We start from the raw sequence: 25898 nt of genomic DNA on the forward strand, positions 1-25898 counted from the left end.
GTCGCATCGGGGGCTGAGGAACATCGGTACGAAAAGTAACGCTAAGCCCTATCGCCTCAGGTCATCCCACGGTGACGGGCTGCCTGCTCCTGGCCGGCACGGGCAGGGGTCTCGGAGTCGAACGTCTCGGGATTACCCCGGCATCTCGCGCCACGATAACGACCCGGAGCCTGTTCTCACAGGTCACGATGCTCGCTACGTACCTCTATGTCACCCCGTCCCAGCTGAGGGTCCTACTGGTGGGCTCGTCTATTCAACTGTTGCGAGTTGTCGTCCCCCTGGGCCTTACTGGCGACGTTCCGTGCTCCCCGGAGGCGTGGCGGTTCAGTCGTGGAACCCGCGGAAGACGCCGTCCGCGTCGGCGCTCTCGGCGAACTCGCCGAAGTCCATGTTGGCAATGGAGAGGTTGGCGTGAATCCCGGGGATCTCGGAGGGGATGACGCGCATCTCCCATGTGAATTCCAGCTCGATGACCAGGAACGGCATCTCCTGCGAATCGACGGTGACTTTGTCGGCGATGACGAGGATCGGGTCCTGGTAGCCGTCCGGAAGCAGGGCGAGGATCTGCTGCGCGGTGAGGCCTTGATAGGCGGGGTCCTCGACGACCTTCACCTGGCCCGAGAACTCCTTTGCCCAACCGTCCTTGTCGATGTCGCCGAGCGAGTTTCGTACGGCCTGCCATCGTTCCTGGTCAGAGAAGTCGGTACGCACCACGAGCAGGGCGTCGACTTTGGGTAACATGTCCATCTGACGATCTTCGAGGCAATGCCAGTGGCTCCGCGAGCTCACCGACGACCGTAGTGTCCGTAGTGGCAGTTTACTGGTGAGGTCGCTTATTCAACTGTCGCGAATTCTTCCCGGAGCTCTTTCCGATGGTCACCACGTGTGACCTATGAGGAGTCGTCATGTCGTCCGCTGCGCGTGTCGAGATGTCGAGACCGATAGTCGATTACCAGCCGTCCCACCCTCGACAGCCCCACCAGGAACCCGTCAGATGCCTGAGCCCGTATTCGTAGTCCTCAGCACGCGGTTGGCCGTGAGACGCCCACACGAAGCAGCGCGAGCCCGCGATCAGCCACTCGTTGATCTGTAGTTCGACGCCGGTAGGTTCGTTCTCCTCGGCGATGACGTGGCCACATACCGGAAAGAGTCCTGTCCACGCGCAGACGGGAAGGCCTTGCGTGCCGCCGCGGAGGACGTCCTGGGCGAAGCGCTCCATGCTGGACTGGGAGAGGGCGAAGCGCGTTTTGAAGGGCAGGTCGGCGTCGACGGCAGCCCACAGCACCAAGACGATCAGGGGCAAGGGGAGCCAACCGAGGATTCGGCGCCATACTGCGGTGGCGTCATGTATCAACGCCACGATGAGGCGGACAGCCCAGTACAACACCAGCGGCACCAGAGCGAAGATTACTGCCACGCCTGATTCGGCGTAGCTGAAGGGGACGCTCACCCACCAGGCAATGACGAGGGTGGTGATCACGGTAGCAGCGTGGTAGCCCCATCCTGGTGGCTTGTTGATCACGGCGTCATCCTAGCGCCGGGTCGGCCGTGATCTTCAGGGGCGTACGCCCGCGAGATAGCGACTGGCGAGCTTGTCGAAGCGGGTGACGATGGCTCGCCACTGCTTGAGCTTTCGAAAGGTTTCGCGCTCTTGGCAATGATCTCCGAGAGCACGGAGAGCGACAACTCGTGACCACCTGCAGCCGCGAGACCCTCGATCTCCTTGCCCAGCGGAAGAGGTCGCCTAGCGATCAGATCAGCAGACTCCCTGTCGCATTTGACTTGACACCTACCGAACCGGCAATCCGGTTGACGACCGGGGTGGCTCCGAAGCGGGCAACGCGGTGGCGATCCGGCCGGGTCTTGAGTCGGGGGCGGTGGCCACCGCCGCGGAGGTGGCGTCGGCCGCGTTCGGCGTGCATCTGGACGGTGCGTACCCTCCCACTGCCGGTCTCGGCTCGTGAACGCCTGACGGCCTGGTCGTCGGTGCGCGCCGAGCCGCTGGACGCGCGCGGCCGGTCCTGGCGGACGCGGTCGGCGAAGGACTGTGGGCCGGTCAGCGCGGCCGGCCGCCGGTCGACGGCATCACCGGCGTGGTCCGCGCCGCCGGCATGGACGCCGGCCTGCCCGCCTGCGCCCGCACCGGTTGCGCCACAGTCGCGCCACAGCCACGCCACCCCGTTCGGTCCAGGGGCGGCGCCGTCGAACGGGTGTACGGGGACAGCGGGACCGCATACCTGCCGCCTCGCTCGCGCCGGCTTCCCGAGTCAGCGTCTGGGGGAGAGCTTCAACACCGCCTTGCCGCGGGAGAGCGACACCACCCGTATGCCGATGCCGTTGACCGACCCCGTCGAGCGGAGGCCGAGCACCGCCTGCGAGGTCACCCCGGGGCCGGTGGCCCGCACCCGCACGGAGGTCCGGTTGAAGGAGATGGACAGCCGGGTCACGCCGAACCGGGGACTGACCCGGAAGCGCACCGCCTTCGAAAGGGTGAGGTTGCACTTCCCGTCGTAGCACGCGCGGAGATTCGGAGCGGCGGTCTTCCCCCGCGCGGCGGCGCCCGTCACAGGGGCGGCGGCCGCGACCGGCGCGAGGACAGCCGTCCGTGTCTCCGTCCGTGTCTCCGTCCGTGTCTCCGCCGGTGTCAGGCCGGACTGCGCCGGTGCCGTGCCACCGGTCAGGGCGGCGAACAGCAGGAGGGCGACGGTCGTCTGGGCCGTCTGGGCCATGGTCTTCCTCTCGTCGTTCCTCCGGACTCCTCCCGGGACCGGCGATGGCTCGCCGGCCGGGCGTCGCCGGTGGCCGTACGTCAGCGGGGATATGGCGGGTTTGCTGTTACTCCTCACCATCTGACAGAGGCGGCCGTTTTTCCAGCCGTTCCGTCGCACCGCCTTCGACGGTTCCGCCGGGGCGCCCCGGCGTTTCCGGGGCCGGGCGTCCCGGGACTACTTCTCCTGCGGCTCGGCGTCCTGCGGCTCGGCCCGCAGGGTCGCGCCGCGCAGGCCGGTGAGCGTGAGGGCGAGGGCGAGGGCCAGGGCGGCGCTGGCCGCGCCGTACACGACGATCGCGGTGCCGGGCGCCAGGTAGCGGCCGAGCGCGCCCGCGCCGAGTGCGCCGACGGCCTCGCCACCGGTCTCCTGGGCGGCCCACAGCGCGTTCACCCGGCCGAGGTAGCCGTCGGGGGTGTGCGCCTGGATGAGGCCGTAGCGGAGGATCTCCTCGATGGACGCGACCAGGCCGTACCCGAAGAGGATCGCGACGGCGAGCGCGGGATGGGTCGCCAGCCCGAGGCAGGCGAGGAGCGCGAAGCCGCAGACCGACGCGACGAGCAGTGCCCTGCCCGGCGCGCGCGACCGCCCGGCCCAGCCGCTGGTGACCGAGCCGAGCACCGCGCCGCAGGCGGGCGCGGCGTAGAGCAGGCCGATCGTGGCCGGGCCGCCGCCCAGCTGCAGGGTCGCGAACGCGGGCATGAGCACCGGGATGCCGCCCGCCACCATGAACAGCAGGCCGAGCAGCATGAGAGAGCCGACCACGCGGTGCGAGGCCACGAACCGCAGCCCCGAGGCGATCGCCCTCAGCGGGTTCTCCGTGACCGCGGCGACCGGTTTCAGGGCGGGCAACCTCGTCAGCAGGCCGAGGGTGGCCAGCGTTCCCACGGCCGCGGCCGCGTAGTTCCAGCCGACGCCGAACGCCGACACGGTCAGGCCGCCGAGCGCGGGGGAGAGCATCGAGCCGAGCCGTACGGTCAGCGCGTTGAGCGCGCCCGCCGCGACCAGCTTGTCGGTGGGGACCAGGGCGGGTGTCGCGGCCAGCAGCGCGGTGACGCTCACGCCGGTCGCCAGCCCGTCCCAGGCGGCGAGCACGTAGACGGCCGCCAGCGAGGGGGAGGGCAGGAAGGCGTTCAGCGTCAGCAGCGCGAAGCCGATGCCGGCCGCGGTGCGCGCGACCAGCATCAACCGGCGCCGGTCATGCCGGTCGGCAAGCACGCCGCCCCACAGGAAGCCCGCGAGCAGCGCGAAGCCCTCGGCCGAGGAGACCGCGCCGACGTGCACGGTCGAGCCGGTCATCGCGTAGACCTGCACGGGCACCGCGACCATCAGCATGCCGATGCCGAAAACCGACACGGTGCGCGCCACGAACACGTCGCGGAAGGCTCTGCTGGTCCGGAGCGGGCTGATGTCCATGGCCAGACGGCGCAGCATCTTCGGGGTTCTCCTCGACGGGCAGAGTGGATAAGGTGAGGCTTACCTTAGTTGACCTTAGGGAAAGAGGACAGACCAGTGCAGCGGGTCCTTATGAACGGAAAAATCCACCGTGCCACCGTGACCCAGGCGGATTTGCACTACGTGGGTTCCCTGACGATCGACGCCGAGCTGATGGCCGCCGCCGACATCGTCGAGGGCGAGCAGGTCCATGTCGTCGACATCGACAACGGCGCCCGCCTGGTCACCTACGCGATCACCGGCGAGGCGGGCAGCGGGGTCATCGGCGTCAACGGCGCGGCGGCCCACCTGATCCACCCCGGGCACCTGGTCATCGTCATCTCGTACGGGAACTTCGACGACGCGGAGGCGCGGGCGCACCGGCCCAGGGTCGTCCACGTGGACGGCGCCAACCGCGTCGTCGCGCTCGGAACCGACCCGGCCGAGCCGGTCGCGGGCGCGGTGGCCCAGATCGCGGGGCGGTGACCCGTGGAAGGATTCACCCCCTGGCCGGAGGAGTTCGCGGCGCGCTACCTCGCCGAGGGCTACTGGAGCGACCGGTTGCTCGGCGACGTGCTGCGCGGTGGCGACCCCGAGCGGACCGCGCTCGTGGCCGGGAAGGAACGGCTGACCTACGCCGAGCTGGACCGCCGCGCCGAACGCGCCGCGGCCGGTTTCGCGCGGCTGGGCGTCCGGCGCGGTGACCGTGTCGTGGTGCAGCTGCCCAACACCGCCTCCTTCGTCGTCGTCTTCCTCGCCCTGGTCAGGATCGGCGCCGCCCCGGTGCTCGCCCTGCCCGCGCACCGCAGCAGCGAGATCGGCTACCTGTGCGAGCTGAGCGAGGCCAGGGCGTACGTCATCCCCGACGTGCATGGCGGGTTCGACTACCGCGAGCTGGCCCGCTCGCTGGCCGTGGAGCACGTCGTGGTGGACGGGGACGCCCAGGAGTTCACCGCCCTGGCCGACCTCGATCCAGGCCTCGATCCCGCGCTCGACCCCGGCCTCGATCCCGGCCTCGATCCCGGCTCCGGTCCCGCGCTCGGCTCCGGTCACGGGGCCGGCGCGGGTCCCGTGTCGTACGAGCGGCCCGATCCGGCCGACGTGGGGGTGTTCCTGCTCTCCGGCGGCACCACCGGGCTGCCGAAGCTGATCCCGCGCACCCACCGCGACTACGTCTACAACCTGGAGGCCAGCGCCGAGGTCTGCGGCTTCACCCGCGAGACGGTCTACCTCGTGGTGCTCCCGGTCGCGCACAACTTCGCGCTCGCCTGCCCGGGTGTGCTGGGGGTGTTCGCCAAGGGTGGCACCGTCGTCCTGGCGCCCTCCGGGTCACCCGACGAGGCGTTCCCGCTCATCGAGCGGGAGCGGGCGACGGTGTGCGCGGTGGTGCCCCCCATCGCGCTGCTCTGGCTGGAGGAGGCGCCCTGGTCGAGCGAGGACCTGTCGTCGCTCCGGCTGCTGCAGGTGGGCGGGGCCAAGTTCGCCGCCGAGCGGGCCGCGCAGGTTCCCGGCGTGCTGGGCTGCGCGGTGCAGCAGGTGCTGGGCATGGCCGAGGGGCTGCTCAACTACACCCGGCTGGACGACCCCCGCGAGCTGGTCGACACCACGCAGGGCAGGCCGCTGTCCCCGGCCGACGAGATCCTCGTGGTCGACTCCGACGGTGCCGAGGTCGCCCCCGGCGAGGTCGGCGAGCTGCTCACCCGCGGCCCGTACACCCTGCGCGGTTACTACCGCGCGCCCGAGCACAACGCGCGGTCCTTCACCCCCGACGGCTTCTATCGGACCGGAGACCTGGTGCGGGTGCTCCCCTCCGGCCACCTCGTCGTGGAGGGCCGCGACAAGGACCAGATCAACCGGGGTGGTGACAAGATCTCCGCCGAGGAGCTGGAGAACCACCTGCTGGCCCATCCCGCGGTGCACGACGCCGCCGTGGTCGGCACCCCGGACCCGGTGATGGGGGAGCGGACCTGCGCCTTCCTGATCGTCCGGGACCAGGCGCCGACCCTCCGGGAGATCAAGCGGTTCCTCAAGGAGCGCGGCGTGGCGGGATACAAGTGGCCCGACCGCGTCGAGCTGGTCGAGACCTTCCCCCGCACCCCGGTCGGCAAGATCAGCAAGAAGGAGCTCGTCGCGAGCCTGCGCTGAGCGCCTTCGCGCGGGAGGTCCGCCCTCACGTGCGGGGAGGGCGCGTGAGGGCGGACTGCGGACGGCGGACGGTGTGCGGGGAACGCCGGGTGGCGTTCCCTCAGGCGCGCGGGACCACGTACGGGGCGATGCTGGAGAGCTTCTCGCAGGTCTCCTCGTACTCCCGCTCGGGCGTCGAACCGGACACGATGCCGGCGCCGGCCCGCAGCCAGGCCCGGCCGTTCTCGCTGTAGACGGCGCGCAGCACCAGGGCGGCGTCCATCGCACCGTCCTGGGAGACGGTCAGGACGGCCCCGGCGTACAGGCCCCTGGGCTCCTCCAGCCGGGCGATCGCGTCGATCGCCCCCGTCTTGGGGATGCCGGAGGCGGTCACGCCGGGAAACAGCGCGTCGAGCGCGTCCCAGCCGGTGCGGCCGGGGGACAGCTCGCCGCTGACACTCGATCCCAGGTGCTGCACGCTGCCGCGCTCCTTCACCGTCATGAAACCGGTGACCCGGACCGTGCCGGGCGCGCACACCCGGTACAGCTCGTCCTGCGAGGCGCGTACGGACACCGCGTGCTCGAAGATCTCCTTGGGGTCGTTCTCCAGCTCGCGGCGGGTCTCCGAGTCCACGTCCTCGCCCCGGCCGAAGGCCCGCGTACCGGCCAGCGGCTGGGTCGTCACCGTGCCGTGCCCGTCGACGCTCACCAGCACCTCGGGACTGAACCCGGCGGACTGGAAGCCGTCCAGATCGAGGAGGAAGGAGCGGGCCGGGGTGTTGGCGGCCCGGCCGCACGCGTACGTCGCGACGACGTCGACGGGGAACGGGATCGGCAGCCGCCGGGAGACGATGACCTTCTCGTAGAGCCCGGCGTCGATCTCGGAGATCGCCTGGGCGACCCGCGACCGGTACACGTCGCCGCCGGGGCGCACGTCGACCGGCGACGGCGCCGGTGCCGGTGGCCTGGGCACACCGCCCCGGCCGGACAGCAGCTCGGCGACCCGCTCCGCCTCGTCGGGGTCCACGCTCACCACCAGCGCGCGTCCCGCCTCGATGCGCACCTCGGTGCGCGGCACGACCAGGTGGGCGAGCCTGCCCGCCGGGGTGAGCGCGGCGAACTCGAACGCGATCCAGCCGTAGGCGTTCCAGACCGGCCACGGGGCGGCCCGCAACGCCGCCTCCAGCGCCGCGGCCGGACGGCCGGACCACGGCTCGTCCACCGAGTCGAACGAGTTCACCGAGTCCGCCGAGTTCACCGAGTCGAGCGAGCCGAGCGAGCCGAGCGAGACGAGCGACTCCAGCGGGTCCATCGAGGTCGCGGAGGTCAGGGACGGGCCGTCCAGCCAGCGGCTGCGCACGACTCCGGGTTCGAGGATCACCTCGCCCGCCACCCCGCCCGCGAAGGTCCACAGGCCCGGTCGCTCGTACACGGTGTAGTCGTCGAACAGCCCGGACCCGGCCAGGCGGGTGACCAGAAGCAACGGGTCGGCGGCGCTCTCTACCACTACCTCCGCGCGTTTCTCATCCGTGCGGACACCAAAGGACAACGAACCCACCCCTCTGCGAAACCGGGCAACATCGATCAATTTAGGTAAGGCTAACCTTGTGTCGATTTAAGAGGCAAGGCTAACCTAAGTGTTAATGCGGGACAGCGTGCCCGACCCGGCCCAGAAGGAAGAGTTGAGCGTGCGGGAACAGCGGCAGGACGTTGCACGGCGGCGCGAACTGATGCGGCGGATGATGGCCGAAGCGGGGCTCGGCCTCGACAAGGACCGCATCACTCCACGCCGCTCCGGTGGCCCCGCCCCGCTGTCCTACGCGCAGCAGAGCATGTGGCTGCACCACCGGACGTTCCCCTCCAGCCCCGCCTACAACGTGTGCCTGCTGGTACGCATGTCGGGCGCGCTCGACACCGACGCGCTCCGCGAGGCGCTGCGCGCCCTGCTGCGCAGGCACGCGGTGCTGCGCACCGTCTACGGCGAGAACGACGAGGGGACGCCGTTCCAGCACGTCGTCGCCGACGACTCCCTCGACCTGCCGGTGCGCGACCACGCCGAGGCAGACGCCGAGGCGCACGCCGCGCGGCTCGCGGCGCTCCCCTTCGACCTGCGCGCCGAGCGGCCGATCCGGCTGGAGCTGCTCCGGTTCGGCGACGAGCGGTACGGCCTGGTCCTGGTGGTGCACCACATCGCCTGGGACGGCATGACCTGGGGATCGCTGTCGCGCGACCTGTCGGCCCTGTACCGCGCGGCCGTCTCCGGCGAGCCGGACGGCCTGCCCACGCTGACCGTGCACTATCCCGACTTCGCCGCCTGGGAGCAGAACCGCCCGCACCCGGCGGAGGAGATGGACTACTGGCGGCGGCGCCTCGACCCGCCGCCCGCGCCCCTCGACCTGCCCGCCGACCGCCCGCGCGGCGCGACCGTGTCCGAGCGGGGCGGGCGCAGGGCACGCCGCTTCGACGACGCCGTCGTCGCCGGGATGCGGGAGCTGGCCGTCGGGGAGAACCTCACCCCGTACATGGTGATGCTCGCCGCGCACGCGGTGCTGCTGCACCGCTACACCGGCGCGACCGACATCGCGATCGGCTCCGCCGTGATGAACCGCGAGCACACCGAGATCGAGCGACTGGCCGGGAACTTCGGCAACACCCTCGTGCTGCGCACCGACCTGTCCGGCGCGCCCACCTTCCGCGAGGTCCTGCACCGGGTCCGCGACACCTGCACCGAGGGGTTCGCGAACCGGACGCTGCCCTACGACACGATCGTGGGGGAGCTGCGGCCCGCCCGCAGGCGCGGCGGCTCGCCGTTCTTCGACACCATGCTGCTGTTCCTCGCCCAGGAGATCGGCGAGCTGGACCTGCCCGGCGTCGCCACGAGCTGGACGCACATCCACAACGGCACCACTCACTTCGACCTGTCGCTGGAGGCCTTCGTCCGGCCCGGCGGGATGACCGTCGAGGCCACCTTCCGGCGCGAGCTGTTCGACGACGAGCGCGTCGACGCCCTCCTCGCCCACCTGGAGACGCTGCTCGGCGACGCGGTGAACCGTCCTGACCTGCGGATCGCCGACCTGGAACTGCTCGGCGCGGCCGAGTCGGCCCTGCTCGCCGGATGGAACGACACCTCGCGCCCCGTCCCGGACACGACGGTGACCTCCCTGTTCGAGGAGCAGGCCGCCCGCACCCCCGGCGCGGTCGCCGTCGACGGCGCCGGCGGCGACGGCGGGGCCACCCTCACCTACGCCGAGCTGGACCGGCGGGCCTCGGCCCTCGCCCGGACGCTGCGCGAGCGTGGCGCGGGACCCGGCCGGGTCGTCGCGCTCGCCCTGCCCCGAACCCCCGACCTGGTGGTCGCGCTGCTGGCCGTGCTGAAGTCGGGCGCCGCCTACCTGCCGCTGGACCTGGAGCACCCGGCCGACCGGCTCGCCTACATGATCGAGGACGCGGCCCCGCTCTGCGTGATCGCGACCCCGGAGACCGCCGCCCTCCTCCCGCCGGGGACCGAGACACTGACCCCGGGCGACGCGTCCCCCGGCACGGGCGAGCCGTCGCACCCGGTCCGGGGCGGCGACCTGGCGTACGTCATCTACACCTCCGGCTCGACCGGCCGCCCCAAGGGTGTGGCCGTCCCGCACTCCGCGCTCACCGCCTTCCTCCTCACCATGAGGGAGCGCCTGGCCCTGGGCGCCGGCGACCGGCTGGTCGCGGTGACCACGATCGCGTTCGACATCGCCGCGCTGGAGCTGTACGTGCCGCTGATCAGCGGCGCGACCGTCGTGCTGGCCGGACGCGAGACCGTGCGCGAACCGGCGGCGCTGGGCGCGCTGCTCGCCGGGGCGACCGTCGTCCAGGGCACCCCTTCGCTGCTGGGCTCGCTGGACCCGGCCGCGCTGCGCGGGCTGCGGGTGCTCGTCGGCGGCGAGGCCCTTCCGGCCGCGCTCGCCGAGACCCTGCACGCTGCGGCGGCGTCGGCCGTCAACGTGTACGGGCCGACCGAGGCGACGATCTGGGCGACCTCCGCCGAGCTGCCGTCGTCCGGGATCGGCAGGCCGTTCCCCAACACCCGCGCGTACGTCCTGGACGCCGCGCTGCGCCCCGCCCCGGTCGGCGTCCCCGGCGAGCTCTACCTCGCCGGGACGCAACTGGCGCGCGGCTACGCGGGCAGGCCGGGCCTGACCGCCGAACGCTTCGTCGCCGACCCCTTCGGCCCGCCCGGCGAGCGCATGTACCGCACCGGCGACCTGGCCCGGTGGGGCCGCGACGGGACGCTGGAGTACCTGGGGCGCACCGACGACCAGGTGAAGATCCGCGGCTTCCGCATCGAGCCCGCCGAGGTGCAGGCCGTGCTCGCCGCCTGCCCCGGCGTCGCGCAGGCCGCCGTCGTGGTCCGCGAGGACACGCCGGGCGAGAAGCGGCTGGTCGCGTACGTCGTGCCGGACGGCGACCTCGACGAGGCGGACCTGCGGGCGGCGGCGGCCGCCGCGTTGCCCGAGTACATGCTTCCCGCCGCGACGGTCCTGCTCGAGGGGCTGCCGCGCACCGTCAACGGCAAGCTCGACCGGGCCGCGCTGCCCGCGCCGGAGGTCCGGGTGTCGAGCCGGGGACCGCGCGACGACCGCGAGGCGGCGCTGTGCGCGGTCTTCGCCGAGACCCTCGGCCTGGAGTCCGTGGGCGTCGACGACGACTTCTTCGCCCTGGGCGGCCACTCCCTGCTGGCCACCCGCCTCGCCGGGCGGGTGCGCGCCGCGCTCGACGCCGAGCTCACCATCGCCGACGTCTTCGAGGCGCCCACGGTCGCCGCGCTGGCGCCCAGGCTGGTACGGGGCACCCGGCCGAGGGTCCGCGACGTGACCCGGCCCGAGCTCGTCCCCGCCTCGCCCGCCCAGCGCGGCTTCTGGTTCGAGGAACGCCTGCGCGGGCCCTCGGCCGCCGACGCGCTGCCGCTCGGCCTGCGGCTGTACGGGCCGGTCGACGCCGACGCGCTGCGCGCCGCGTTCGGCGACGTCGTCGCCCGGCACGAGGCGCTGCGCACCCTGCTGGAGGAGGGCCCCGACGGGCTGCCGGTCCAGCGCGTCCTCGACACCGGCGAGGCCGCCTTCGACGTGGTGGACGCGCGCGGCTGGTCCGAGGAGCGGCTGCGCGCGGCCGAGACCAGGGCCGCCTCGCACGTCTTCGACCTCGGGACGGACCTGCCCGTCCGGGCGACCCTGCTGCGGGTGGCCGCCGAGGAGTCCGTGCTCGTCGTGCTCCAGCACCACGCCGCCGCCGACGAGTGGTCGTTCACCCCGCTGCTCGCCGACCTGTCGCGCGCCTACGCCGCCCGCACCACGGGCACCGCGCCGGACTGGGCGCCGCTGCCCGTGCAGTACGCCGACTACGCCGTCTGGCGGAACGAGTCCCCGGCTTCCGCCGGCCAGCTCGACTTCTGGGAGCGGACGCTGCGCGGACTGCCCGAGGAGAGCGCGCCGCCGGCCGACCGGCCCCGCCCCGCGGAGGCGAGCCACCGGGGCGGGCTGGCGCCGTTCCGGCTGCCGCTGGCCGGGGCGCGACGGCTCGCCCTGGAGACCGGCACCAGCGTCTTCATGGTCCTGCACGCCGCCGTGGCCGCGCTCCTGCACCGGGCCGGCGCGGGCGACGACGTGGCGCTCGGCTCGCCCATCGCGGGCCGCCCCGACTCCGACCTCGCGGACCTGGTCGGCGTGTTCGTCAACCTCGTGGTGCTGCGCACCGACCTGAGCGGCGACCCCACCTTCACCGAGCTCCTGGAACGGGTCCGCCACACCGACCTGGCCGCGTTCTCCAACGCGGACGTGCCGTTCGAGCAGGTCGTGGAGCGCCTCGCCCCCGAACGCTCGCTCGCCCGCAGCCCGCTGTTCCAGGTGATGATCGTCCACCAGCGGCTGGAGGACGTGCGGCTGCGGCTGCCCGGCGTGCGCGCCGAGCCGTTCCTGCCCGAGACCGGCGGCGTCAAGTTCGACCTGGACATCTACTTCGCCGAGGGCGAGGAGCTGATCGAGGGCTTCGTCGCCTACGCCACGGACCTCTTCGACGCCGAGACCGTCACCGGCATGCTCGCCGAGCTCGGCGCGCTGCTCGACCAGGTCACCGAGGACCCGGCGCGGCGCCTGTCGTCGCTCGGCACCCCGCTCCAGGGGCTCGCGCGGCCCGACACCGCCCGCGAGTTCGCCCCGCTCACCGTCGCCCAGCGGATCGAGGCGCAGGTGGCGCGCACCCCGCACGCCACGGCCATCGTCACGGGCGGCGTCACGGGCGGCGTCACGGGCGGCGTCACGGGCGGCGTCTCCGGCGTGACGACCCTCAGTTACGCCGAGCTGGACGAGCGCGCCGAGGCCCTCGCCGACCGGCTCGCCGCGGCGGGGGCGGGCCCCGAGGAGGTCGTCGCGATCGCGCTGCCCCGCTCGGCCGAGTTCGTCGTGGCCCTGCTCGCCGTGCTCAAGACCGGCGCGGCCTACCTGCCGATCGACACCACCTACCCGCGCTCCAGGATCGACCTGATGCTCGGCACCGCCAGGCCGCTGCTGGTCCTGGGCGTCGACGAGCCGCCGAGGGACGCCCCGCCCCGCGCCGAGGTCGAGGTCCGCCCCGGCCACCCCGCGTACGTGATCTTCACCTCGGGGTCCACCGGGACTCCCAAGGCCGTCGTCGGCACCCAGCGGGCGCTGGCCAACCGGCTCGCATGGGGCGCGGACCTCGCCCCCACCGGCGTGCGGGTCGCCAAGAGCTCACCGGCCTTCATCGACGGCAGCACCGAGCTGCTCGGCGGCCTCGTCGCCGGTGACACCGTCGTCGTCGCGGACGACGACACCGCCACCGACGCGCTCGCCCTGGCCGAGCTGATCCGCCGCCACGACGTGAACCTGGTGACGGTCGTGCCGAGCCTGCTGGCCGCGCTCATGGAGACCGAGGAGGCCGCGCGGGCCGGGGAAGCCGGGAAACCGGGTGAATCGGGGGAACGCGGGAGGCTCGGTTCGGTCACCACGTGGGTGAGCAGCGGCGAGGCCCTGCCCGCCGCCCTGGCCGCGCGGGTCCCCGCCCGGCTGGTCAACCTGTACGGCTGCTCGGAGGCGGCCGGCGACAGCCTGATCGCCGAGGGCGCCGGCGGGCTCGTCCCGATCGCCAACACCGCGGCGTACGTCCTGGACGCAGGCCTCCGCGAGGTCCCGGTCGGCGAGCTCTACCTCGCCGGGGACGGCCTGGCGCGCGGGTACCTCGGCGACCCGGCCCGCACCGCCGAGCGGTTCGTGGCCAGCCCCTTCGGCCCCCCGGGATCGCGGCTCTACCGCACCGGCGACCGGGTGCGCCGCCGCCGCGACGGCTCGCTGGAGTTCCTGGGCCGGGCCGACGACCAGGTCAAGATCCGCGGCTTCCGCATCGAGCCGGGAGAGGTCGAGGCGGTGCTCGCCGCGCGGCCCGGCGTGCGCCAGGCGGCCGTGGCGGCCCGTTCGGGACCGCGCCTCGTCGGCTACGTCGTGGGCGAGCCGGGCCTCGACCTCGACGCGCTGCGGGCCGGGCTCGGCGAGTTCCTGCCCGGCTATCTCGTCCCCTCCGTGCTCGTCGGCCTCGACGAGCTGCCGCGCACTCCCAACGGCAAGCTCGACCGGCGCGCGCTGCCCGAGCCCGCCGCCCGCGAGGGCAGGGCGCCGCGGACCGGCGCCGAGCGCGCCATCGCCGGGCTCGTCGCCGAGACCCTCGGGCGGGACGGCGTCAACGCCGACGACGACTTCTTCCGCACCGGCGGCGACAGCATCAGCGCGGCCCTGCTCGTGGGACGCGCCCGCCGCGCGGGCCTCCCCTTCACCGTCCGCGACGTCTTCCGGCTGCGTACCGTCGAGGCCCTGGCCAGGGTCGCGGCCCTGTCCGGCGCGACCCCGTCCGGCGAGGGCGAGGCCCTTTCCGACGCGGTCCCGCCCGGTTCCGGTGCTTTCCCGTCCGGCGAGGTCGTGGCGGGCGGGCCGGTGGAGGGGCGGGCCGAGCTGCCGCTGTCGCCGCTGCAGGAAGGCCTGCTGTTCCACCTGATGCTCGCCGGTGAGGACCGCGACATCTACGTCCAGCAGGCCGTGGTGACCCTGGCCGGGCCCGTCGACCCCGACCGGCTGGCCGGGGCCGCGCGCGAGGTGCTGCTGAAGTTCCCCAACCTGCGGGCCGGGTTCCGCACCGACGGCGGCCGTACCGTGCAGTTCGTCCCCGAGCACTTCGAGGTCGACTGGACCTACGCCGAGACCGGTGACCCGCACGCGCTGGAGGCGTTCGTCGAGGCCCAGCGCGCCCGGCCGTTCGTCCCCGACGCGCCGCCGCTGATCCGCTTCGCGCTGGCCAGGGTGGGCGAGGACGACTTCCGGCTGGTGCTCACCTCCGAGCTGATCCTGCTGGACGGCTGGTCGGGCGGCCTGCTGGTCACCTCGCTGCTGGAGTTCTACACCGACGCCGCCACCGAGCGGGCCCGGCCCGCCGTCCCCTTCCACGCCTATCTCGACTGGGTGAACGGCCAGGACCGGCAGGCCACGCTCAAGACGTGGGGCCGCAGCCTGGAGGGGCTCGACGAGCCGACCCTGCTGCGGCCCGAGCTGGCCGACCGCCCCGCCGACCTCGCCACCGCGGGAGAGATCCACCGCGCGCTGCCCGAGGACCTCGCCACCCGGCTCGGCGCTCTCGCCCGCGAGTCGGGCCTCACCCTCGGCACCCTGTACGAGAGCGCCTGGGGACTGCTCCTGGCCGGTCTCACCGGCCGCGACGACGTGGTCTTCGGCGTCTCGGTGTCCGGCCGCCACCCCGACGTCGACGGCGTCGAGTCCGTCGTCGGCCTGCTGTTCAACACCGTCCCCGTCCGGGTGCGCGCCTCGGCGGCCGACCCGCTGCGCACCGTCCTGGAGCGGGTGCAGACGTTCACCTCGGAGCTGTTCGACCACTCCTACGTCGCGCTCGCCGACGTGCAGCGGGTGACGGGCCTGGGCACCCTGTTCGACACCCTCTTCGTGTTCCAGAACTTCCCCGGCATGCCCACCGGGCGCGGCTTCGGCCCCGGCGGCGACGTGCGGGTGACCGGCCGCCAGGTCCGCGACGCCACCCACTACCCGGTCACCATGGTCGTCGAGCCCGGCGCGGGACTGCGCGTCATGTACCGGGGCGACGCCTTCACCGAGGCCGAGGCCGAACGGCTCACCGACCGGTACGTGCAGATCCTGGAGACCCTCGCCGCCGCGCCCGACACCCCCTGCCACCGGCTCGACCTGCTCCTGCCCGACGAGCACGAGGGCTTGCGCCGCGACTGGGCCGAGGCCGAGCGGTTCGTCCCCGACCTCACCATCGCCGAGCTGCTCGCCGAGCAGGCCGCCCGCACCCCGGACGAGCTCGCCCTGGTCTCCCAGCCCGGCACGCGGCTCACCTACGCCGAGCTGGACGCGGCGGCCAACCGCCTGGCCCGGCTGCTGAAGGCGCACGGCGCGGGACCCGAACGGGTGGTCGCCCTCGCGCTGCCCCGCTCCGCCGAGATGGTCGTCGCGCTGTTCGCTGTGCTCAAGACGGGCGCCGCCTACCTTCCCCTGGAGCTGGACTACCCGGCCGACCGGCTGGACTTCATGCTGGCCGACGCCGCCCCCGCCTGCCTGGTCTCGCACCGCGACATCGCCGCCGGGCTGGCGAACCCGGGCACCTCGATCCTGCTCGACGACCCCGCCGTGCGGGAGACGCTGGCGGGCCTGCCCGGCACCGGGCTGACGGCCGAGGAGCTGCCGGGCTTCGGCAGGGACGTGCCCGGACGGCTGGAGCACCCGGCGTACGTGATCTACACCTCCGGGTCGACCGGGCGTCCCAAGGGCGTGGTCACCCCCTACCGGGGCCTGACCAACATGCAGTTCAACCACCGGGCCAACATCTTCGACCCGGTGGTGGCCTCCGCCGGGCGGCGGCTGCGGATCGCGCACACCGTGTCGTTCTCCTTCGACATGTCGTGGGAGGAGCTGCTCTGGCTCATCGAGGGCCACGAGGTGCACGTCTGCGACGAGGAGCTGCGGCGCGACGCCGAGGCGCTCACCGAGTACCTGCGGCGCCACCGGATCGACGTCATCAACGTGACGCCGACCTACGCGCAGCAGCTGCTGGAGGAGGGACTGCTCGACGGCGAGCACCGGCCGCCGCTCGTGCTGCTGGGCGGCGAGGCCGTCCCGGCCGCCGTGTGGGACCGGCTCGCGGAGGCCGAGGGGGTGCTGGGCTACAACCTCTACGGCCCGACCGAGTACACCATCAACACACTGGGCGGCGGCACCGAGGACAGCGCCACGCCCACGGTCGGCAAGCCGATCTGGAACACCCGCGGCTACGTGCTCGACGGCTGGCTGCGCCCGGTCCCGCCCGGCGCGCCGGGAGAGCTCTACATCGCCGGGGCCGGCCTGGCCCGGGGCTACCTCGACCGGCCGGGCCTGACCGCCGAACGTTTCGTCGCCGACCCGTTCGGCGGCGGCCGGATGTACCGCACCGGCGACCTCGTACGGGTGCGCCAGGACGGCAACATCGACTTCCTCGGCCGTACCGACGAGCAGGTGAAGATCCGCGGCTACCGGGTCGAGCTGGAGGAGGTCGAGACCGCGCTGGCCGCCGAGCCCGGTGTCGGGCAGGCCGCCGTCATCGCGGCCGGCACCGAGGTGCCCGGGGTGAAGCGCCTCATCGGCTACGTGGTGCCCGACGGTTCCGCGCGCCCCGACGCCGAGCGCGAGCACCTGGCCGAGTGGCGGCAGATCTACGACGCCGAGTACACCGAGATCGGCACGGCCGTGCACACCGAGGACTTCGCGGGCTGGGACAGCAGCTACGACGGCTCGCCCATCCCGCTGGAGCACATGCGCGAGTGGCGTGAGACCACCGTGGCCCGCATCGAGGACCTCAAGCCCCGGCGGGTGCTGGAGATCGGTGTCGGCACCGGCCTGCTGCTGTCGCGCCTGGCCCCCGGCCGCGACGAGTACTGGGGCACCGACTTCGCGGCCCCCGTCATCGCCAAGCTGCGGGCCGACCTCGGCCCCGACTCGCCGGTGCGCCTGAGCTGCCGGCCCGCGCACGACACCACCGGCCTGCCCGCCGGCCACTTCGACACGATCGTCGTCAACTCGGTGGTCCAGTACTTCCCGAGCGCCGGATACCTCGCCGACGTGATCGCCGCCGCGATGGACCTGCTCGCCCCCGGCGGCGCGCTGTTCGTCGGCGACGTGCGCGACCTGCGGTCGGTGCGCTGCCTGCACGCGGCGATCCAGCTCGGCAGAGGCGGGAACGGCGACGGCACCGGCACCGGTACCGCGGCGATCGACCGGGCCGTGCGGATGGAGAAGGAGCTCCTCCTCGACCCCGCGTTCTTCGACTCCCTCGGCCTGGCCGCGCGGGTGGAGGTCCGGACCAAGCGGGGCGTCCACCACAACGAGCTCAGCAGGCACCGCTACGACGTGACCCTCTGGAAGTCACCCGCCGCGGCGCCCGCCGGGACCCCGGTCGTGGAATGGGCGGGACCGGAGGACCTGGCGGCCCGCCTGTCCGCCCGCTCCGGGCCGCTCAGGGTGCGCGCCATCCCCGACCCCAGGCTGTCGGCCGAGCTCGCCGCGCTGCGCGCGCTGGAGGGCGGCGCCTCCCACCGGGAGGCCCGCGAGCTGCTGCGGGCGCCGGCGGAGGGGGTCGAGCCCGAGCTGCTGTACGCGCTCGACCCCGGCGTGGTGACCACCCCCTCGGACGAGGTCGGCCACTACGACGCCGTCTTCGGCGGAGGGGCGGCCTTCCTGACGGCGGACCCGGACCGCAGGCCCGTGTCGTACGCGAACAACCCGGCGGCGGCCCGCGACCACGGGGCGCTCGCGGCGCGGGTGCGCGAGGGGCTGAAGAAGCGGCTGCCCGGCTACATGGTGCCGAGCGCGGTGGTCACGCTGGACGCGCTGCCGCTGACCGTCAACGGCAAGCTGGACCGGCGGGCGCTGCCCGCCCCCGACCGGCAGGGCCCGCGAGGGTCGGGCCGCGCCGCCAGGACCGCGGTGGAACACCTGCTGTGCACCCTGTTCGGCGAGGTGCTCGACGTCTCGGGCGTCGGCATCGACGACAACTTCTTCGACCTGGGCGGGCACTCGCTGCTGGCGACCCGGCTGGTAGGCAGGGTGCGCGCGGTGCTGCGCACCGAGCTCGCGATCCGCGACCTGTTCGAGGCACCGAACGTCGCCGAGCTGGCCACCCGGCTGCACGACCGGGCCGGTGCCACGCTCAGGCCCCCGCTGGTGCCCGGGGAACGGCCCGAGCGCGTCCCGCTGTCGTACGCGCAGCGCAGGCTATGGCTGATCGACCAGATCCTGCGCGAGGACGACGGCCCCCGCGAGGCGTACCACCTGCCGCTCGCCGTGCACCTGCGCGGCGAGCTGGACGTGGACGCGCTGCGGGCCGCGATCGGCGACGTGACGGCCAGGCACGAGAGCCTGCGCACCGTCTTCGCCGAGCACGAGGGCGTGCCCTACCAGCGGATCCTGCCGCCGGAGCAGGCGCGGCCGGTCCTGGAGATCACCACCTGCCCGCCCGAGGAGGTGATCGCGCGGCCGTTCGACCTCGCCACCGAGATCCCGCTGCGGGTCGCGCTCATCCCGGAGGGGGAGGACGAGCACCTGCTGCTCGCCGTGTTCCACCACATCGCGTTCGACGAGTGGTCCTTCGGGCCGTTCGCCAGGGACGTGGCCCGCGCCTACGCCGCGCGGCTGGACGGGACGGCACCCGAGGGCGTGCCGGGGTGGAAGCCGCCCGCCGTGCAGTACGCCGACTACACGCTCTGGCAGCGTGAACTGCTCGGTGACCCCGTCGACCCGGGCAGCCTGCACGCCCGCCAGCTCGCCTACTGGGCCAAGGCGCTGTCGGGCATGCCGGAGGAGATCCCGCTGCCGGTGGACCGGCCCAGGCCCGCCACCGTCGGCCAGCGCGGCGGGACCACGACCAGGCGGCTGCCCGCCTCGCTGGTCGGGCGGCTCCGCGAGCTGGCGCGCGGAGCCCAGGCCAGCATGTTCATGGTCTGCCAGAGCGCGGTCGCCGCGCTGCTGCACCGCACGGGCGCGGGGGAGGACATCCCGCTGGGCAGCCCCGTCGCGGGCCGTACCGACGAGGCGGCCGGTGACCTGGTCGGCTTCTTCGTCAACACGCTCGTGCTGCGCGCCGACACCTCGGGAGACCCCTCCTTCGCCGAGTTGCTCGCCCGCGTCCGCGACACCGACCTGGCCGGGCTCGCCAACCAGGACCTGCCGTTCGAGGCGCTCGTCGAGGCGCTGCGGCCCTCCCGGGTGCCCGGCAGGAACCCGCTGTTCCAGGTGATGGTCGGCTACGAGAACCAGGCCATGGGCGACGTCCGCTTCCCCGGGCTGCGGCAGCGGGAGGCGCTCTTCAGCCCGCCCGCGGCGAAGTTCGACCTCGACTTCATCTTCCGGGAGAGGGGTGAGGAGCTCCACCTCGTCGTCGACTACTCGGCCGACCTGTTCGACCCGGCCACGATCGACACGATGATCGGGGCGCTCGCCGGCGTGCTGGAGGCCGTCGCGGCCGACCCCGAGGCGCGCCTGGGCGACCTGCCCGTCACGCTCACGGCCCGTACGGTCACCGGGACCGGCGCCGGAACCGGCGACGGCCGCGACGGCGCGACCCGGCGCGACGACGACCGCGAGGCGATGCTGTGCCGGGCGTTCGCCGAGGTCCTGGAGGTGGACGCGGTCGGCCCGCACGACAACTTCTTCGACCTGGGCGGGCACTCGCTGCTCGTCATGCAGCTGGTGCGCCGCATCCGGCGGGAGCCGGGCTGCGCCGGAGTGAAGGTCGCGACGCTCATGACAGCCCAAACCGTGGCGGAACTCATGAACCGCCTGGAATGAGGCGCTTCACACGACCGTCAAAGATTGTTAGGTTAGGGAAGGCTAACCTAAAACTGAGAGCCCTTCCGGGCTTTGGAAGGAACCCATACTCATGCGCGACACGATGCGCCGCCTGGCCGCGACCGGAACGCTGCTGCTGGGCCTCGGCCTGGTGGGCGCGTGCGCCGGTGAGAGCGGCGGAGCCGAACAGCCCGCCGCGAACGCCCCCGCGACCCAGGCCGCCTCCGGATTCCCGGTCACCATCACGCACAAGCTCGGCACCACCACGATCGAGTCCGCGCCCCAGCGCATCGTCGCCCTCGGCGAGGTCGACCAGGACACCCTGCTCGCCCTGGGCGTGCAGCCGGTCGCCATGGCGGAGCTGACCGGAGTCCAGGCCGACGGGCTCGCCCCCTGGACCGCCCCGAAGATCTCCGGCACCAAGCCGACGCTGCTGAAGGCCGGAGAGGCGGGCTTCTCGCTGGAGCAGATCGCCGCGCTCAAGCCCGACCTGATCCTCGCGGGCGGCGACTACTACATCGACAAGGAGTACGCCAACCTCTCCCAGCTCGCGCCGACGACCGCCTACGAGACCGGCCCCGCGGAGGACTCGTGGCAGGTGGTGGCCCGCCAGGTCGCCAAGGCGGTCGGCAAGGCCGACGAGGGGGAGAAGCTCGTCGCCGACGTCGAGGCGAAGATCGCCTCGGTCAAGACCACCCACCCCGAGCTGGACGGTAAGAAGTTCGCGCTGACCAGCGTCTTCCCCTCGGGCAACATCGGCGTGATGAAGTCCGACACCGACATCAGCGTCCAGCTCTTCGGCCAGTTCGGGCTCGAGCTGCCCGAGGAGATCAAGGCGCTTCCCGGCGAGGGCTTCGCGGCCGAGCTGAGCATGGAGAAGGTCGGGGTCCTCGACGTCGACCTGCTGCTCAGCCACTACAACGACGACGCGGCCACCCAGAAGAAGATCGAGGCCAACCGGCTGTTCGCCGGCCTCGACGTGGTCAAGCGCGGCTCCTACGTGCCGCTCGACCTCAAGGCGTTCTGGCCGCTGCGCACGCCGACGCCGCTGGCCGTCCCGTACGTGATCGACCAGGTCGTGCCCCAGGTCGCCAAGGCCGCCAAGGCCGCCGGCGGGGCCTGACCCACCCTGTTCGATCCCGTCCGATCCCGGTCCATCCTGTTCCATGCTGCCCCCCGCCGCCGCCCGGCCGCGGGGGGACCATCCCTTCAGTACGTGAGAGGCGAACATGTCGAGCCCGGTCTATGACGTCGTGGGCATCGGTTTCGGCCCGTCCAACCTCGCGCTCGCGGTGGCCCTGGAGGAGGAGTACGGCGCCGGCGTGAACGCGGTCTTCTTCGAGAGGCAACCGAGGTTCGGCTGGCACCGCAACATGCTCATCGAGGGCGCCACGATGCAGGTCCACTTCCTCAAGGACCTGGTCACCCTGCGCAACCCCACCAGCTCCTACTCCTTCCTGTCCTACCTGCAGGAGAAGGGGAGGCTGGTCGATTTCATCAACCACAAGACCATGTTCCCCACCAGGCTGGAGTTCCACGACTACCTGGAGTGGGTGGCCTCCTCCTTCGCCGACCTGGTGCGCTACGACTCCGAGGTCGTCGCGGTGCGCCCGCACGACGACGAGACCCTCGAGGTCGTCGTGCAGCACGGCGACGAGCTGCACACCTGCCTGACCCGCAACCTCGTGATCGCGGTCGGCCTCGACCCCGTGCTTCCCGACGGCGTGCGGCAGGGCGAGCGGGTCTGGCACACCGAGGAACTGCTGTCCCGGCTCGAAACCCTCGGCGGGCGCGAGCCCGCTCGGTTCGTCGTGGTCGGCGCCGGGCAGAGCGCGGCCGAGACCGTCGAGCACCTGCACCGCACCTATCCCTCCGCGGAGGTCTGTGCCGTCTTCACCCGGTACGGCTACTCGCCGGCCGACGACAGCCCCTTCGCCAACCGCATCTTCGACCCGGAGGCCGTCGACCACTTCTTCACCGCGCCAGAAGACGTGAAACGCATGCTGTTCGCCTACTCCCGCAACACCAACTACTCGGTGGTGGACCTCGACCTCATCGACGAGCTCTACCGGCGCTCCTACGCCGAGAAGGTCGCCGGGGTCCAGCGGCTGCGCATGCTGAACGCCTCCCGCCTGCTCGACGTGCACGACGACGGCGACACCGCCCGGGTCCGGATGTGCTTCCTGCCCACGGGCGAGGTGAGCACGATCGAGGCCGACGCGGTCGTCTGCGCGACCGGCTACCGCGAGCGCAATCCCCTCGACCTGCTCGGCGAGGCGCGCAAGCACTGCCATACGGGCGAGGCGGGCGAGCTGCTCGTGGAGCGCGACTACCGGATCGCCACCGACCCCGGGCAGACCTGGGGCGTCTACCTCCAGGGGGCCACCGAGGGCAGCCACGGGATCGCCTCGTCGCTGCTGTCCATGACCGCCGTCCGCACCGGCGAGATCGTGCGCTCCATCGCCCGGCGCTCGGTGTCGGTCCCCCAGGTCGCGGAGATGTGACCCACCCGCCTCGGTCCGGCTCCCGCCGGCGGCCGGGGACGCCCGACACGTGCCGACCGGCTACGTGACTCTGTGTATCCGAATGATTACGTTCGTCCTTGTCGTGTTCTGTACGTGACGAGGAGAACCCATGAACATCTTCATTCGCGACGCCGGCGTCGTCCTGGCCGGCGCGGTCCTGGCCGGTGCCGGTCTGCTCGTCGGCCTTCCCGCGGCCGGTGCCCACGCCGCGTCGTCCCGGGCGGCTCCGGCGGCCGTCTGCGAGCGGACGGCCGAGGCCGGCTGGATCTGTTTCCTGCGCTACTGCGACCGCTACTACTGCTATTACGACTGCTATCCCACCGCGCTCGCGCGCAACAGGGGAGACCGGCCTTCCGACACGATCCGCGTTCCCAAGCCGGAAGGGACGCCACCCGCCCAGATCGAAAGGCCCTGACCCGCGTGAAGCCGTGAGGGCTCGCTCTCCGGAGCCGGTGGGGGCGATGCCCACCACCTCCCACCGGCTCCGCGAGAGAGCGCCGGCGACTCGGGAACCGCCGGGGCGGGACGCGTCCGGCGGCCGGGGCCGGGGTGTCGCCCGGCACCCGCGGCGTACCTGATCCGCAACCGGGGGAGGGCCGCGCCGTGCGGCGGCGGCCGGGCGGCGGGCACCCCAACGCACAGGTCACGTTCACTTTCCGGACGCCTTGGATCCCTACGGTGCTGGTCATGGCGTGGAAGACCAGAGTCAACACGGCTCTCGAAGGGATGACGGGCTACAACATCACCCGGGTGCGGCGTAAGGTCGCACCCCCGCCGCCCCCACCCCCGCCCGTGGACGTTCCCCGGCCCCCGGCCGATCCGGAGATCGACCGGCTGCTGCGCGAACCGGTGTTCGTGCTGTCGCCGGTGCGGTCCGGCTCCACCCTGCTGCGCGTCATGCTGAACAGCCACTCCCGGATCCACGCGCCGCACGAGCTGCACGTGCGCCGCCTGGCGGTCACGCTGACCACCGACCCGCTGCGCCAGGCGATGGAGGCGCTCGGCCTGTCCGCCAGCGACATCGAGCACATCCTGTGGGACCGCATGCTCCACCGCGAGCTGGCCGGGAGCGGCAAGCAGATCATCGTCGACAAGACGCCCAGTAACGTCTTCGCCCACCGGCGCCTCGCGACCTGCTGGCCCGACGCGCGTTACATCTTCCTGATGCGCCACCCCGCCTCGATCGCCCTGTCGTGGCACGAGGCCGCTCCGCTGGAGCGCCCCTGGGCGGAGGCGATCCGGCACACCCTGCAGTACATGCGCTACCTCACCGAGGCCAGGCGGACGCTCGACGGGCTCACCCTGACCTACGAGGCGCTCGTCGCCGATCCGGAGAAGGAGATGCGGCGGGTCTGCGACCACCTGGGGGTCGCCTACGAGCCCGGCATGATCACGTACGGTGACCACGGGCACGGGGAGTTCGTGAAGGGCATCGGGGACTGGCGCGACAAGATCAGGAGCGGCAGGGTCCAGCCGGGCAGGCCGCTGCCCGCCCCCGAGGAGATCCCGGAGGGACTGCGCGAGATCTGCGCCGAGTGGGGATACCTCTGACCGGTCGATCGCCCCACGACCCCCGGGGCGGCTTCCCGCCCGTGCGGGAACCCGGGCGCGGGCCCGGGTAGCCGCCCGCCCGGGATTCTAGAGAGACTCTCTAGAATCGGCTACGCTTCCAGGATGAGAACCACCGCCGTCATCACCGGAGCCAACCGCGGGATCGGCCTGGCCACGGCCGAGGAGTTCGCCCGCCGGGGCCACCGGGTGGTGCTCGTGGCGAGGAATCCCGCCGCGGCGAACGAGGCCGCCCGGCTCGGCGCCGAGCTGGTCACCGGTGACCTCTCGACCCTGAAGGGCATCCGGGCCGTCGCCGAGGCGCTGGCCGGAACCTGCCCGCGGCTCGACGTGCTGGTGCACAACGCCGGGATCTGGCCGTCGGCGCGACGGCTCACCGAGGACGGGTTCGAGGAGTCCTTCGCCGTCAACCACCTGGCGCCCTTCCTGCTCAACCACCTGCTGGAGGACCGCCTGGCCAGGGTCGTCCAGGTCACCGCGGGCCTGTACGCCAAGGGCAGGGCCGACCCCGCGCGCACCCCGGCCGGCGACGACTTCTCCGCCGTACGCACCTACGCCGACACCAAGCTCTGCAACCTGGCGCTGATGCCGCTGTGGGCCGAACGCTGGAAACGGCGGGACGTCACGATCGACGCCGTGCACCCCGGGGTGATCAGGACCGGGCTCGGCGACCGGGGTGGCCCGGTGGGACTGCTGCTGAAGGCCGCGAAGCTGCTGTGGAAGGCGCCGGCGGACGGCGCGGTCCCCGTCGTGCGGCTGGCACTCGACCGCACCGGCACCGGGCGTTACTTCGACGTCGACCGCGAGACGCCCCTCGCCCCCGCGGCCGCCGACCCGGAGCGGGCGGGGAGGTTGTGGGCGCAGGCCGCGGAGCTGACCGGTGTCGCCTAGGCACCGGCGGGGCGAGGAGACCAGGGAGCGGCTGCTCGCCGCGGCGCTGGACCTCTACGAGAGGGAGGGCGCGGACGGCTTCACCATGACGGCGGTGACCGGCACGAGCGGTGTCAGCGTCGGCAGCCTCTACCACCACTTCGGCAGCTTCGACGGGCTGGCGGCGGCACTCTACGCCCGCTGCCTGTCCGGCCTGCTCGACGCCGTCATCGCCGCGCTCGACGCGGTGCCACCGGGGGAGGGGACGGGGTCCGGCGAGGACGGCGAGGACGCAGAGGCGCGGGCCGCCGCCGGGATCGAGGCCGTGGTCACCGGATATCTGGGCTTCACCCGCGCGCACCGGGCCGCCGCGCACTTCGTCCACGCCTCCGCCTACGCCGCCTTCCTCCCCGCGCACGCCGCCCTGGTCGCGCGGGAGAAGGAGCCCAGGCTGGCCGGGATCCTGGGCTGGCTGCGACCGTACGCCGAGGCGGGGCTGGTCGTGGAGCTGCCGGACGCGCTGACGGAGATGCTGGTCGTCGGCCCGGTGGCGGAGACGGCCCGCCGGTGGCTGGCGGGTGCTCCCGGCATCGACCTGGACGAGGCGTGCCGGCTGCTTCCCGAGCGGATCTGGCGATCCCTGAGGGCCGCCGTCCCACCGTGACGCCGTCCCGCCTCGTTCCTGGGCCAGGACCGCCATCTCCCTCGTCGCGATCATCATT

General features: G+C 72.8%; 14 protein-coding genes. 9 read left to right on the forward strand and 5 right to left on the reverse strand.

The window, feature by feature from the left end:
* Positions 1 to 324 precede the first annotated feature (324 nt).
* The 4 genes from ACTOQ1_RS34340 to entS form a co-directional block, all read right to left on the reverse strand.
* Entirely contained in the window at positions 325 to 747 is a 423-nt protein-coding gene (locus ACTOQ1_RS34340) for a DUF6924 domain-containing protein (protein ID WP_440072132.1), read from the reverse strand.
* Positions 748 to 949: 202 nt separating this feature from the next.
* On the reverse strand, positions 950 to 1522 hold the full coding sequence (locus ACTOQ1_RS34345) for a hypothetical protein (protein ID WP_440072133.1): 573 nt from the start codon (positions 1520 to 1522) through the stop codon (positions 950 to 952).
* A 745-nt stretch (positions 1523 to 2267) separates the two neighbouring features.
* A complete protein-coding gene (locus ACTOQ1_RS34350) occupies positions 2268 to 2729 on the reverse strand; it encodes a hypothetical protein (RefSeq protein WP_440072134.1) in 462 nt (153 codons plus the stop codon).
* A gap of 216 nt (positions 2730 to 2945) precedes the next feature.
* Positions 2946 to 4202, reverse strand: a complete 1257-nt coding sequence (gene entS, locus ACTOQ1_RS34355; protein ID WP_440072135.1) for an enterobactin transporter EntS — start codon at positions 4200 to 4202, stop codon at positions 2946 to 2948.
* Between the two features lie 78 nt (positions 4203 to 4280).
* Here entS and panD point away from each other — a divergent pair, with 78 nt between their 5' ends.
* Together panD and ACTOQ1_RS34365 are read left to right on the forward strand one after the other, a co-directional pair.
* Positions 4281 to 4688, forward strand: a complete 408-nt coding sequence (gene panD, locus ACTOQ1_RS34360) for an aspartate 1-decarboxylase (RefSeq protein WP_440072136.1) — start codon at positions 4281 to 4283, stop codon at positions 4686 to 4688.
* A 3-nt stretch (positions 4689 to 4691) separates the two neighbouring features.
* A complete protein-coding gene (locus tag ACTOQ1_RS34365; protein ID WP_440072137.1) occupies positions 4692 to 6347 on the forward strand; it encodes a (2,3-dihydroxybenzoyl)adenylate synthase in 1656 nt (551 codons plus the stop codon).
* Between the two features lie 100 nt (positions 6348 to 6447).
* Here ACTOQ1_RS34365 and ACTOQ1_RS34370 read toward each other — a convergent pair whose 3' ends face one another.
* Positions 6448 to 7833: a salicylate synthase gene (locus ACTOQ1_RS34370; protein WP_440072138.1), complete on the reverse strand. Its 1386-nt coding sequence runs from the start codon at positions 7831 to 7833 to the stop codon at positions 6448 to 6450.
* Between the two features lie 136 nt (positions 7834 to 7969).
* Between ACTOQ1_RS34370 and ACTOQ1_RS34375 the strand changes: the two genes are divergently transcribed.
* The 7 genes from ACTOQ1_RS34375 to ACTOQ1_RS34405 all read left to right on the forward strand — a co-directional run bounded on the left by ACTOQ1_RS34375 (position 7970) and on the right by ACTOQ1_RS34405 (position 25840).
* On the forward strand, positions 7970 to 20212 hold the full coding sequence (locus ACTOQ1_RS34375; protein WP_440072139.1) for an amino acid adenylation domain-containing protein: 12243 nt from the start codon (positions 7970 to 7972) through the stop codon (positions 20210 to 20212).
* Between the two features lie 91 nt (positions 20213 to 20303).
* Complete coding sequence (locus ACTOQ1_RS34380) at positions 20304 to 21335, forward strand: iron-siderophore ABC transporter substrate-binding protein (protein WP_440072140.1); 1032 nt, start codon at positions 20304 to 20306, stop codon at positions 21333 to 21335.
* Positions 21336 to 21441: 106 nt separating this feature from the next.
* Entirely contained in the window at positions 21442 to 22716 is a 1275-nt protein-coding gene (locus ACTOQ1_RS34385; protein ID WP_440072141.1) for a lysine N(6)-hydroxylase/L-ornithine N(5)-oxygenase family protein, read from the forward strand.
* 130 nt (positions 22717 to 22846) lie between these two features.
* Positions 22847 to 23152, forward strand: coding sequence for a hypothetical protein (locus ACTOQ1_RS34390; RefSeq protein ID WP_362691486.1), 306 nt, complete (start codon positions 22847 to 22849; stop codon positions 23150 to 23152).
* Positions 23153 to 23424: 272 nt separating this feature from the next.
* Positions 23425 to 24288, forward strand: coding sequence for a sulfotransferase family protein (locus ACTOQ1_RS34395; protein WP_440072142.1), 864 nt, complete (start codon positions 23425 to 23427; stop codon positions 24286 to 24288).
* Positions 24289 to 24411: 123 nt separating this feature from the next.
* Positions 24412 to 25197 carry an SDR family NAD(P)-dependent oxidoreductase gene (locus ACTOQ1_RS34400; RefSeq protein ID WP_440072143.1) on the forward strand — a complete coding sequence of 262 codons (786 nt, stop codon included), beginning with the start codon at positions 24412 to 24414 and terminating at the stop codon, positions 25195 to 25197.
* Positions 25187 to 25840, forward strand: coding sequence for a TetR/AcrR family transcriptional regulator (locus tag ACTOQ1_RS34405; protein WP_440072144.1), 654 nt, complete (start codon positions 25187 to 25189; stop codon positions 25838 to 25840). The genes ACTOQ1_RS34400 and ACTOQ1_RS34405 overlap by 11 nt, the downstream gene beginning before the upstream one ends.
* Positions 25841 to 25898: the final 58 nt, after the last annotated feature.

The organism is Streptosporangium sp. OZ121 (genome assembly GCF_051918885.1).
Taxonomy (GTDB): Bacteria; Actinomycetota; Actinomycetes; order Streptosporangiales; family Streptosporangiaceae; genus Streptosporangium.